Origin of the sequence: Acidocella sp. (assembly GCF_052326845.1) — a bacterium.
Lineage (GTDB): Bacteria > Pseudomonadota > Alphaproteobacteria > Acetobacterales > Acetobacteraceae > Acidocella.
The window spans coordinates 1-10,897 of record NZ_JBKQJR010000187.1 but is presented as its reverse complement, the minus strand read 5'-3'; the positions used below and the strand labels follow the sequence as shown (position 1 = coordinate 10,897).

The 10,897-nt window shown below is 65.1% G+C and carries 11 protein-coding genes; 7 read left to right on the top strand and 4 right to left on the bottom strand.

What is annotated here, in order from left to right; translation table 11 throughout:
* The coding region (locus ACLPJJ_RS12600) for an AAA family ATPase (protein WP_443591323.1) at positions 1 to 1,216 on the top strand (1,216 nt) is incomplete at its 5' end.
* 34 nt (positions 1,217 to 1,250) lie between these two features.
* Here ACLPJJ_RS12600 and ACLPJJ_RS12595 read toward each other — a convergent pair.
* On the bottom strand, positions 1,251 to 1,577 hold the full coding sequence (locus ACLPJJ_RS12595) for a zinc ribbon domain-containing protein YjdM (RefSeq protein ID WP_443591322.1): 327 nt from the start codon (positions 1,575 to 1,577) through the stop codon (positions 1,251 to 1,253).
* Between the two features lie 129 nt (positions 1,578 to 1,706).
* Here ACLPJJ_RS12595 and ACLPJJ_RS12590 point away from each other — a divergent pair, with 129 nt between their 5' ends.
* The 3 genes from ACLPJJ_RS12590 (at position 1,707) to ACLPJJ_RS12580 (ending at position 4,506) form a co-directional block, all read left to right on the top strand.
* Positions 1,707 to 2,105, top strand: a complete 399-nt coding sequence (locus tag ACLPJJ_RS12590; protein ID WP_443591321.1) for a DUF5335 domain-containing protein — start codon at positions 1,707 to 1,709, stop codon at positions 2,103 to 2,105.
* A 64-nt stretch (positions 2,106 to 2,169) separates the two neighbouring features.
* The gene (locus ACLPJJ_RS12585; protein ID WP_443591320.1) at positions 2,170 to 3,990 is read left to right on the top strand and encodes a sulfotransferase; all 1,821 of its coding nucleotides are present in this window, start codon (positions 2,170 to 2,172) and stop codon (positions 3,988 to 3,990) included.
* Between the two features lie 9 nt (positions 3,991 to 3,999).
* Positions 4,000 to 4,506, top strand: a complete 507-nt coding sequence (locus ACLPJJ_RS12580; protein ID WP_443591319.1) for a DUF3429 domain-containing protein — start codon at positions 4,000 to 4,002, stop codon at positions 4,504 to 4,506.
* Here the strand turns inward: ACLPJJ_RS12580 and ACLPJJ_RS12575 are convergent.
* Positions 4,503 to 4,712, bottom strand: coding sequence for a heavy-metal-associated domain-containing protein (locus ACLPJJ_RS12575; RefSeq protein WP_443591318.1), 210 nt, complete (start codon positions 4,710 to 4,712; stop codon positions 4,503 to 4,505). The two genes, ACLPJJ_RS12580 and ACLPJJ_RS12575, sit on opposite strands and share 4 nt — an antisense overlap.
* A 93-nt stretch (positions 4,713 to 4,805) precedes the next feature.
* On the opposite strand from ACLPJJ_RS12575, the gene ACLPJJ_RS12570 reads away from it, so the two are divergent.
* The 3 genes from ACLPJJ_RS12570 to ACLPJJ_RS12560 all read left to right on the top strand — a co-directional run bounded on the left by ACLPJJ_RS12570 (position 4,806) and on the right by ACLPJJ_RS12560 (position 9,766).
* Positions 4,806 to 6,872: a heavy metal translocating P-type ATPase gene (locus ACLPJJ_RS12570; protein WP_443591317.1), complete on the top strand. Its 2,067-nt coding sequence runs from the start codon at positions 4,806 to 4,808 to the stop codon at positions 6,870 to 6,872.
* Positions 6,873 to 7,056: 184 nt separating this feature from the next.
* A complete protein-coding gene (locus tag ACLPJJ_RS12565) occupies positions 7,057 to 8,685 on the top strand; it encodes a DEAD/DEAH box helicase (protein WP_443591316.1) in 1,629 nt (542 codons plus the stop codon).
* A 7-nt stretch (positions 8,686 to 8,692) separates the two neighbouring features.
* The gene (locus ACLPJJ_RS12560) at positions 8,693 to 9,766 is read left to right on the top strand and encodes a class I SAM-dependent RNA methyltransferase (protein ID WP_443591315.1); all 1,074 of its coding nucleotides are present in this window, start codon (positions 8,693 to 8,695) and stop codon (positions 9,764 to 9,766) included.
* Between the two features lie 264 nt (positions 9,767 to 10,030).
* Here ACLPJJ_RS12560 and ACLPJJ_RS12555 read toward each other — a convergent pair whose 3' ends face one another.
* Together ACLPJJ_RS12555 and ACLPJJ_RS12550 are read right to left on the bottom strand one after the other, a co-directional pair.
* Positions 10,031 to 10,363, bottom strand: a complete 333-nt coding sequence (locus ACLPJJ_RS12555) for a GYD domain-containing protein (protein WP_443591314.1) — start codon at positions 10,361 to 10,363, stop codon at positions 10,031 to 10,033.
* 135 nt (positions 10,364 to 10,498) lie between these two features.
* A partial coding sequence (locus ACLPJJ_RS12550; protein WP_443591313.1) for a nuclear transport factor 2 family protein occupies positions 10,499 to 10,897 on the bottom strand: 399 nt, incomplete at its 5' end.

Sequence of the window (10,897 nt, the reverse complement as noted above, 5' to 3'; positions counted from 1 at the left end):
GGACTACCACAAGCTCCGCTACACCAACGAAGCGATAAAGGCGGCGGTGGAACTGTCGTCGCGCTACATCCACGACCGCAAGCTCCCCGACAAGGCGATCGACGTGATCGACGAGGCCGGTGCGGCGCGCATGCTGCAGCCCGAGAGCAAGCGCCGCAAGACGGTGACACTCAAGGACATCGAGGACATGGTGTCCAAGATCGCGCGCATCCCGCCCAAATCCGTCTCCGCCGACGACAAGGAGGTTCTGCGCACGCTGGAGCGGGACCTGAAGGCGATGGTGTTCGGCCAGGACGTCGCCATCGAGGCGCTTTCCGCCGCGATGAAGCTCTCCCGCGCCGGTCTGCGCGACCCGGAGAAGCCGATCGGCAACTACCTGTTCTCGGGCCCCACCGGCGTCGGCAAGACCGAGGTGGCGCGCCAGCTGGCGGCCACGCTCGGCATCGAGCTGACGCGGTTCGACATGTCCGAGTACATGGAGCGGCATTCCGTCTCCCGCCTGATCGGCGCGCCGCCGGGTTATGTCGGCTTCGACCAGGGCGGGTTACTGACCGACGCCATCGACCAGCACCCGCACTGCGTGCTGCTGCTGGACGAGATCGAGAAGGCGCATCCGGATCTGTTCAACATCTTGCTGCAGATCATGGATCACGGGAAGCTGACCGACCATAACGGCAAGAAGATCGACTTCCGCAATGTCATCCTGATCATGACCACCAATGCCGGGGCCTCGGATATGCAGAAGCCGGCGATCGGCTTTGGCCGCGAGGTGCGCGTGGGCGAGGATGAGGAGGCGGTGAAGCGCCTGTTCACGCCGGAGTTCCGCAACCGCCTGGATGCGATCATCCCCTTCGCGGCGCTGACGCCGGAAATCGTCGGCCGCGTGGTGGAGAAGTTTGTCATGCAGCTGGAAGCGCAGCTGGCGGACCGCAACGTGACCATCGAGCTGTCTTCGGCGGCGAAGGAGTTCCTGGCCGAGCGCGGCTACGAGCCGCTCTACGGCGCTCGGCCTCTGGGCCGGGTGATCCAAGAGCTGATCAAGAAGCCGCTGGCGGAGGAGCTGCTCTTCGGCAAGCTGGTGAAGGGCGGCGCCGTGAAGGTGAGCGTGAAGGACGGCAAGCTCGCCTTCGACGTGACGGAAGCAGCACCCCCGGCTCTGCCCAAGCCCGAGGCCGACGGTGACGACGGCGAGAAGACGCCGGAAGAGGTCCACTGAAACTGAAAACGGCGCCTTCGGGCGCCGTTTTTATTCAGGCTTTGCGCACAAACTCCTGCTTGATAAAATAATCCCCGGCCTCGATGGCGTGGTCGCCGCTGTGCAGGCGAATGTTTTTCAGCTTCGTCCCCACCTTCATGCCTGTGGACGAGCCTTTCACCTTAAGGTCCTTGATCAGCACCACGGTATCGCCATTTTGCAGCACGGTGCCGTTGGCGTCCTTGATGACCTCTTCGGCCTCGGCAGCCTCGCCAATCTCGGCGGGCCATTCATAGCCGCAGGTGTTGCAGACATAATTGGCGCCCTGGAGATGGGTGTCTTCCAGTGTGCATTGCGGGCAGGCGGGGTGGTTCGTGCTCATGCCCAGGCCATAGCGCGTAGAGGCGGCAGGGCACAACCGGCCCCTGGTAAAGTGGCGAAAGCTTATTATCTCAACGTCACGTCCAGCCTTTGAAAAGCAAAAGGGGATAAGGAAATGGTCACGGAAAATTTGGATAGAACGCGTTGGGGGCCGTATTTTAACGGGCTTTCCAGGAAGCTGTCGGGCGAAGAGGCCCAGGTGAGGGTTGCCGCATTGAACCTTGGCAGCCAGGTCGAGGCGGAATGGCTGCCGCTCAAGGGCGTCACCTTCGACCACAAGGATAATATCCTGGTCGTTTCGTTCGAAGGGCTGGAGCACATCATCCACCAGCCGAAATCGATCCATGTCGATATAACGAGCGGCACGCTGACAAGCCTGGAGGTGGTCGATGCGGATAACGTGAAATGCGTGGTCCAGCTCCGCCAGCCTCTGGCGTTGCCCGCGCCGGGGGAGGCGTTCGACCTGGTTGATGAAGCTGGGGACGAGACATTCCCCGCGAGCGACCCACCACCCTGGACGGGAACCTGACCAGGCTACATCGACCCCTGATTGTGCCTAGCCTCGGCGCCCCAGGCTGATTACAGTCCGGGGCATGGCGGATCTCACCCCTTGCCCCTGCGGTTCTGGTCTGCGGCGTGTCCGCTGCTGCGCGCTGGACTTTGCGACCCTCTCGCCGCCTGAAGCGACCAATGCGCTGGCACCGCTGCTGGCCCAGGGCGAGGCGGCGCTGAACGCGGGGGATGCGGCCGGCGCCGAGGCCTGCGTCAGGCATCTGCTGGAACTGGCGCCGGGGCGCGAGGATGCGTTGCTGTTCCTCTGCCGCCTCTGCCAACAGCAGGGGCGGGCGGCGGCGTCCGAGGCGCTGATCCGCCGGGTTGTGGCGCTGAACCCGAATAATTTCTGGGCCACCAGCGAGCTGACGCTGATGCTCCTGCACAAGGGCGCGCTGGCCGAGGCCGAGGTTCATGCCCGCAACGCCATCCGCATCGCCCCGCAGAACGCCCAGGCGCATAATCTGATGGGCCTCGTGCTCACCGAGGCCAACCGCCCGCTGATCGGCGAATACCATTACCGGCGTGTGCTGGAACTGGCCGATGGCGAAGAGCCGATCACGCTCGCCAACCTCGCCTGGAACCTGAAAAACCAGGGGCGGATCGAGGAGGCTCGCGCGCTGTACCAGCGCTCCATGGCGCTGAAGCCGGATGTGCTGCAAACCGTGCTCGGCTACGCCAAGATGGAGGAGGCTGACCGCAAGTTCGGCCGGGCGCTGGAGCTGCTGGACGAGGCGGAGAGGCTTTTGCCCGGCAATCCGAGCGTGCTGCTCACCCGCGCCACCGTGCTGGCCCGGCTCAAGCGCACCGAGGAGGCGCTGGCCATCCTGCATGAGCCGGAGGATGGGCATGTCCGGCTCGGCCCGGCGGAAATGTCGGAGAAGGGCAGGCTGCTCGACGAGCTTGGCCGCCATGACGAGGCCTTCGCCTGCTTTGCCACAGGCAAGCAGCGCGCGCTGGAACTGGGCGCGCGGACCTATGTAGAAGACGTGGCGGCGGATCAGGCGGCGCGGCTGAAGGGCTTCTTTACCGCGCGGCGGCTGAAGACGCTGCCGGTGGCGGAGCTGCGCCCAGGTATGCCGCAGCCCGTGTTTATTGTCGGCTTCCCGCGCTCCGGCACCACGCTCATCGAGCAGACGCTGACCGTGCATCCGCGCATCGCCGCCGGGGATGAACTGCCCTATATCAACGACATCACCCAGATCATGCCGCGCCTGCTGGCGAGCCCGCTCACCTACCCCGAGGCGCTGGCCGAGCTATGGATGGGCGACCAGCGCGACGGGCTGAACGAACTGCGCGACTATTACCTCAACCGCGCGGCCAAGAGCGGCATCTTCAAAGAGGGCGCGGATTTCTTCACCGACAAGATGCCGCTGAACGAGACGCATCTCGGGCTGATCGCGCTGCTCTTCCCGCAATCGCCGGTCATTCACGTCATCCGCCATCCGCTGGACGTGCTGCTCTCGGTTTATTCCAACCACCTCACCCATGGCTTCTTCTGCGCGGCGGAACTGGAAAGCGTCGCCAGGCACTACAATCTGGTGGCGGAGCTGATCGCGCATTACCGGCAGAACGTGAACATGCGCTATCTGCCGGTGCGCTATGAGGACGTGGTGGTGGACCAGGAGGCAAATGTGCGACGGATCCTCGATTTCGTCGGTGTGGAATTCGACCCGCGCTGCCTGAGCTTCGAGCAGAACACGCGCTATGCCCGCACCGCCTCCTATGCGCAGGTCACGGAAAAGCTTTACGGCCGCTCGCGCTACCGCTACCGGCCATATCTGAAACATCTGCAGCCCGTGCTAGAAACCCTCCAACCGGCGATCGAGCGGCTGGGCTATGTGATCGACCAGGCGGAATAAGGAGCAACCATGTTCAAGCAGCCTTTCACCATCGCCGTGCTGTTGACCCTCGCGGGCGCTGTCCCGTTCCTGGTGCTGGGCGCCATCGTGCTGCTGGACCCGCTGGCGGCGAAAACCGCCATCGAGGTGCTGATCTCCTACGGCGCCGTCATCCTCTCGTTTCTCGGCGCTGTGCATTGGGGCTTCGCCCTGCGGGACACGGCGCATCCGGTGAACGGCACGCCCCTGCCGCCCGCCGTGCTGGGGGCGGAGCGGCAGCTGCTGACCTTCGGCGTCATCCCGGCGCTGATCGGCTGGGCCGCGCTCTCGCTGATGCTGCACTTCAACGCGCCCGCCTTGGCCCTGTTCCTGCTGCTGGCCGGGTTCCTCATCACCATCGTGGTGGAGACCATCGGGCGCGGCCGCGGCGTGGTTGCCGGCAACTACCTGGCGCTGCGCTGGGGGGTGTCGATTATCGTGCTGGCCACGCTGTTCGTGGTGCTGCTCGCCGTGCTCACCGGTATGCGCACGGGTTAAGCGGGCTGCGCGCTAAACCCGGCATCCTCGATGGCGGCGGCGAATGCTGCCGCGCTGCCCGTGCCGCTTACCGTCACGCGCTTGCTTTCCAGATCGGCGCTGACCTCCGCCTTGGCATCCACCTGATGCACTGCCTCGGTGATCGAGCGGACGCAGGACTGGCAGTCCATGTCGGGCACAACGAATTTCAGCTCGGTCTGGCTCATATCGGCTCTCCTGTCTGCCCCAAATAAGGGGCCCTGCCGTGCCAGGGTCAAGCGCGTTGACCTTGTGCCCGGTGGCTGCCCATATCCCATGGCATGGACCAGACCATGCCAGCGCCGCGCCGGATTGAGCTTGCCATTGGCGGGATGACTTGCGCGAGTTGCGTTGGCCGCGTGGAGAAAGTGCTGCGTCGTGTACCTGGGGTGCGGGATGCGTCGGTGAATCTGGCCACCGAGACAGCGCAGGTGCAGGCCGGGCCGGAAGTCGCGCTCGCCGCGCTGATCGAGGCGGTGAAACGCGCCGGCTACAGGGCCGCGCCGCTGGAAACCGCGAAGCCCTATGACGCGCGGCGGGAGAAAATCGAGCTCATCGCCGCGTTCGTCCTCTCCACGCCGGTGGTGCTGGGCATGGTGCTGCGCGTACCGGATGTGGCGGCACTGGTTCTCGTCAGCATCGTGCAGTTCTGGCTCGGGGCACGCTTTTACCGGGCCGGGTGGGCGGCACTCCGCGCCGGTTCGGGCAATATGGATCTGCTGGTGGCGCTCGGCACCTCCGCTGCCTGGGGGCTCTCGGTCTGGGACTATTTCACCGCCGGGCCGCTCTATTTCGAATCCTCGGTGGCCATCATCACCCTGGTGCGGCTCGGCAAATACATGGAGGGCCGGGTGAAGCGCGATGCCGCTCGCGCCATCACCGCGCTGCACAAGCTGCGCCCGGAGATCGCGCATCGGGCGGATGGCGCGGATGTGCCTGTGGCCGCTTTGGTGCCGGGCGATGAGATTGAGCTGCGCCCCGGCGAGCGCGTGCCGGTGGATGGCATTGTCACCGAAGGCACGGGCAGCCTGGACGAAAGCCCCGTGACCGGCGAGGCGCTGCCGGTGACGCGCGGGCCGGGGGCGAAGCTGCTGGCTGGTGCGCTGAACCTGAACGCGGTGCTGCGCCTGCGGGTGACCTCCGCCGCCGGGGAAAGCTTCCTCGACCGCATGGCAAGGATGATCGAGGACGCGCAGGCGACCAAGCCGCGCGTGCAGAAGCTGGCGGACAAGGTGGCGGCGGTGTTCGTGCCGGTGGTGGTGGGGCTGGCATTGCTCACGTTGCTGGCTTGGCTGGCGCATGGCACGGCCTATCCCCGCGCCATCATCAACGCTGTTTCGGTGCTGGTTATTGCCTGCCCTTGCGCCATGGGGCTGGCCACCCCGGCGGCGATCCTGGCTGGCACCGGCGTGGCGGCCAAACAGGGCATATTGTTCCGCACCGCCGACGCGCTGGAGGAGGCCGCGCGTGTCGACACGCTGGTGTTCGACAAGACCGGCACGCTAACCACCGGCCAGCCGCGATTGCAGCGCGTGGAGCTGTTCGGCACCTTGAGCGAGGATCAGGTGCGCGGGATCGCCGCTTCGCTGGCGGCGCGGGATACGCATCCCTTAAGCGCGGCTTTGCGCCAGCCAGGGGTAGCCCCGGCCGAGAATTTCGTGGTGCTGCCGGGCAAGGGCGTGCGCGGGGAAGTGGCGGGCAGGGGCTATGTGCTCGGTTCCGCCGTGCTGGTGCGGGCGGCTTTGGAAGTAACGGATGGTGCGACTTGGGCCTGGCTGGCCGAGGAGGGCGGCGACGTGCTTGCCGGGTTCGCCTTTGCCGACACGCTTCGCCCCGGTGCGCGCGAGGCTGTGGACCGGCTGCGCGAGATGGGGCTGCGTGTGCTGCTGCTCACCGGCGACCGGCGCGAGGCCGCCGAGGCGCTGGATTTGGGGGTGGAGGTGATCGCGCAGGCCGACCCCGCGCGGAAGCTGGCCGTCATCCAGGAATTGCGCGCCGCCGGGCACTGCCCCGCCATGCTGGGCGACGGCATCAACGACGCAGCCGCCCTCGCTGCCGCTACAGTGGGCATGGCCATGGGTTCGGGCGCGGATGTCGCCATCGAGGCGGCGGATATCTCCCTGCTGCGCCCGGCGCCGGAACTGGCTCCCGCCGCCATAGCGCTCGCGCGCAAGACCTGGGCGGTGCTGGTGCAGGGGCTGTTCTGGGCGATGATTTATAACGCGCTCGGCATTCCCGCCGCCGCGCTCGGCCTGCTCAGCCCCGCTTTGGCTGGCGGCGCCATGGCCGCATCCTCGCTTTGCGTACTTGGCAACGCGCTGCGCTTGCGCCATTGGAAACGCCCATGATGTTTGTTGAGATTGCCCAGTTATTGGCGCTCATCTGCACGGAACAGGAGGCACGGGACCGGCGATTCCGCGCTAATCCTTGACTTCTTGGTTCAACTTGCCGATACGGGGCGCATTGCAGCTAGCGCGGCGCGCGCTAGGCGTGTTTTCACGCGCGGCACCTCAACACGAACGGGTCCAATTTTTGTCTGACACCACCGCAGCTGATCAAGCCGAACCCCCGGCGCAGGACGAAGCGCTGATTACGCCTGCCGAAACCCCGACGCCCGAAGCCGAGCCGGAACAACAGCAGGAAGCGGAAGAAGAAGAAGGTTTCGCCGCGCTTGGGCTTTCCGAGCCTATTCTCAAAGCACTGCACGAAAAGGGTTATCTCCGCCCGACGCCGATCCAGGCGCAGGCGATCCCCGTGGTGCTCATGGGCCAGGACGTGCTGGGCTGCGCCCAGACCGGCACCGGCAAGACCGCGGGCTTCACCCTGCCGATGCTGGATATTCTCTCCGGCTCCCGCGCCCGCGCCCGTATGCCGCGCTCGCTCATCCTGGAACCGACCCGTGAGCTCGCCCTCCAGGTTGCGGAAAACTTCGTCCAGTACGGCAAGCATCTCAAGCTGAACCATGCGCTGCTGATCGGCGGCGAGAGCATGTCCGACCAGAAGGATGCGCTGAGCAAGGGCGTGGACGTGCTGATCGCCACCCCTGGCCGCCTGATCGATTTGTTCGAGCGTGGCGGGCTGCTGCTGACCGATGTGCGCGTGCTGGTGATCGACGAAGCCGACCGCATGTTGGACATGGGCTTCATCCCGGATATCGAGCGCATCGTCTCCCTGCTGCCGCGCAAGCGCCAGACATTGTTCTTCTCCGCCACCATGGCGCCGGAAATCCGCCGCCTGGCCGATGCCTTCCTCAACAGCCCGAGGGAGATCACCGTCTCCAAGCCGGCGACAGTGGCGACCACCATCATCTCCGGCCTCGTGCTGGTGAACGAGCACGACAAGCGCGAGGCGCTGCGCCGGCTCATCCGCTCGGAAGAGGTGCAGAACGCGCTGATCTTCTGCAACCGCAAGCGCGATGTGGATATTCTGCTGAAGTCGCTGCTCAAGCACGGCTTCTCCGCCGGGGCGCTGCACGGCGATCTGGCGCAGAGCGTGCGCTTCGCCACGCTGGAGAAGTTCAAGGCCAATGAGCTGCGCCTGTTGGTGTGCTCCGATGTCGCGGCCCGCGGCATCGACATTGGCGGGCTGAGCCATGTCTTCAATTTCGACGTGCCGCACCATGCCGAGGATTACGTCCACCGCATCGGCCGCACTGGCCGCGCCGGCAAGGAGGGCAGGGCCTTCACCATCGCCACGCCGGATGACCGTCTGGCCGTGGAAGCGGTGGAGAAGCTGATCGCCGCCCCCATCCCGCGCATCGAGATCCCCGGGCTGGACGTTGTGGAGTGGGCCGAGGGCGACAGCCGCAAGCGTGGCCGTGGCGGCCGCATCGTGCGCGACAAGAGGGGCGGCAAGGAAAAGCCGGCTGAGGTCCGCGAGGCCAAGCAGCCTGAGCGCGCACCCAAGCCTGAGGCCCCGCGTGAACGTGAGGCTCCGCGTGAGCGCGAACGTGACCGTGAGCGCCCCCGCCGCGAGCGCGAGCGTGAGCCGCGCCACGAGAGGGATCTGGGTGCCCCGGTGCTTGGCTTTGGCGAGAGCGTCCCGGCCTTCATGCTCATCCGCCGCCGCGGCTCGGCCCGGGTGGTCGAGGACATGACCGGAGAAGACGTCGAGGCGCCGGACGTGATCCACGAGGAGAACGGCGGCAACGCCGAATCCTGACGGCCCCATGGCACATTGCCAGCATTTCGGCGTCTGCGGCGGTTGTGCCGTCGCGGACCGCCATGCCATAGATAAATTCGCGCTGCTGAAGGACGCCCTGGCCCGCGCCGGGTATCTGGACGCGCCTGTATCCCCGCTGGTGGAGGTGCCCGCCGGCACGCGCCGCCGCGTGGACCTGGCCGCCACGCGCAAGGGCACGGAAATCTCGCTCGGGCTGCACCAGGCGCGCGGGGCCGAGGTGGTGGACATGCGCGAATGCGCGCTGCTGCGCCCGGAAATTCTGCCCCTGCTGCCGCCCTTGCGCGAGCTGCTGCGCAGCCTGCTGGCGTTTCGCCGTGCGGGTTCGGTGGTCATCAACTGGCTCGATAACGGGCCGGACATTTTGCTCCGCCTGGATGCGGAATTCCAGCTCCCCGACCGCAAGCGCATCATCGACATCGCCAAGGGCCATGGCGTGCCGCGTATCTCCATTGCCACCGGCACGGCGGACCCGGAACCCGCGATCATCCTGCAAAACCCGGTGATCCGTTTTGCCGGTGTGGATGTGACCCCGCCGCCGGGCGGGTTTTTGCAGGCAAGCGCCGAGGGCGAGGCGGCGATCGTCGCCGCGATGCTCGCTGGGTTGCCGAAGCTCACCGCCAAATCCCGCATCGTGGAACTCTTCGCCGGTTGCGGCACGCTCACTTTTCCGCTGGTACAACATGCGCGGGTGGAGGCGTATGAAGGCGATGCTTTTGCCTCCGCCGCCGCCGAGATTGCCGTGCGCGCCGCCAACCTCGCCGGGCGTGTGAGTTTTACCCGGCGCGATTTGCACCGCCGCCCGCTGCAAGCCGCCGAGATGGCGAAGGCCGCCGCCATTGTGCTGGACCCGCCTTACGCCGGCGCCGCCGCGCAGATGCGGTTTATCGTCCAGGCGGGCGTGGGGCGGATTGTCTACGTGAGCTGCAACCCGGACGCGCTGGCGAACGACGCAGGCGCCCTGCGCCGCGCGGGGTATTCTGTCCTCGCCGCTACGCCCATCGACCAGTTTCCGTATTCGGAAAATGTCGAAAGTGTCGTGGTGTTTGGGAAGGGGAAGTAGGTTTTTGACGGCAAGCAGATTTTAAGAGACTGAAAATTCGTTTGATTTTCAGGGGAATCTATTGATTTCATAGGCAGCGCCTGAAAACTACATCGACACATAGGTTCACGCCGCGGGTGTCAAGGCACTCCACACGGGTAGATCTCCGCTCAAGTCCACCCTTTCTCGCAACCGGATGGTTCGAGGCCGTCGGCTCTCGATGTGTTTGCCGCGCCAGCATCGACACTTCAGAATACTGAGATGCGGCGCGGCTTGGTTCGTGGCTCAGGCGTGTGGCGGCTTATATTCTGTCTTGGTGTTGTGTGCCTTCTTCATCGCCGCCTCAGCTTCGGAGGCTGTCAACAACATAGTCGACTCGAAGCGGGCGAATGCGCCCGTCGCCGTTGCCGTCAGCGAGCAAGCGGCAGCGACTGTGTTGTCTGGGAATTCGCAGATCGCAAGCCCATCGTTGTCACCAAATGAGAAATAGTAACTGTGTAGCTTGCCGCCGAACCCCTCTATGAGTGCCTTTGCCGCGCCAGTGCGATCGTGCGGCTTCTCAACCAGCGCCTTAGCCGAAGCGCTCGTAAACTGCCAGCGTGTCATGAAGTGGGACATTGGATCCTCCGTATCTCTGGTTGTTGTTCACGTTCGCAAACTGAAGGCGTGCCGGCTGTGCCAAGGCACCTGTCCTATCGACTCTCTAACCCCATCATGCGCACTGTCTGCTGACGGCCAGCCGCACGCTGTAGGTTACGAAAGGAATGCAGCTATCGCTGGTTGGTCACCTTCGTACACCACGGTGTCAATCACGATACCATCGGCCAGCTTGAAGATACTCACATTGTCGGTTTCGAGCGTCTTTCCACCCCGCTTGGCGCTCACGTGAAAGGCCACAAAAACGCAGTCTCCGTCTGCCGCCATTGTCTTGGGTGTAGCTTTAAACGTGCCGTCCGTCTCCTTCGCCAGTTGGCCGAAATAGTCCAGGATGGCCTTCTGACCTTTAAAATCCCCGCTGAACCACTTGTTGGGGGTTTCATGCCAGTGCGCGTTAGGTGCCATGAGGGTCTTCATGGTCTCCATATCGTGTTTTTCGAAAGCCTCGTAACCGCGCCGCACGATGGCGAGATTGCGGGCTTCTTGCGGATCTAG

What these genes read in the sequence shown, in the direction of transcription:
- ACLPJJ_RS12595 (WP_443591322.1), bottom strand. Translation starts at nt 1,577, where the DNA reads ATGAGCACGAACCACCCCGCCTGCCCGCAATGCACACTGGAAGACACC.
- ACLPJJ_RS12585 (WP_443591320.1), top strand. Translation starts at nt 2,170, where the DNA reads ATGGCGGATCTCACCCCTTGCCCCTGCGGTTCTGGTCTGCGGCGTGTC.
- ACLPJJ_RS12580 (WP_443591319.1), top strand. Translation starts at nt 4,000, where the DNA reads ATGTTCAAGCAGCCTTTCACCATCGCCGTGCTGTTGACCCTCGCGGGC.
- ACLPJJ_RS12575 (WP_443591318.1), bottom strand. Translation starts at nt 4,712, where the DNA reads ATGAGCCAGACCGAGCTGAAATTCGTTGTGCCCGACATGGACTGCCAG.
- ACLPJJ_RS12570 (WP_443591317.1), top strand. Translation starts at nt 4,806, where the DNA reads ATGGACCAGACCATGCCAGCGCCGCGCCGGATTGAGCTTGCCATTGGC.
- ACLPJJ_RS12560 (WP_443591315.1), top strand. Translation starts at nt 8,693, where the DNA reads ATGGCACATTGCCAGCATTTCGGCGTCTGCGGCGGTTGTGCCGTCGCG.
- ACLPJJ_RS12555 (WP_443591314.1), bottom strand. Translation starts at nt 10,363, where the DNA reads ATGTCCCACTTCATGACACGCTGGCAGTTTACGAGCGCTTCGGCTAAG.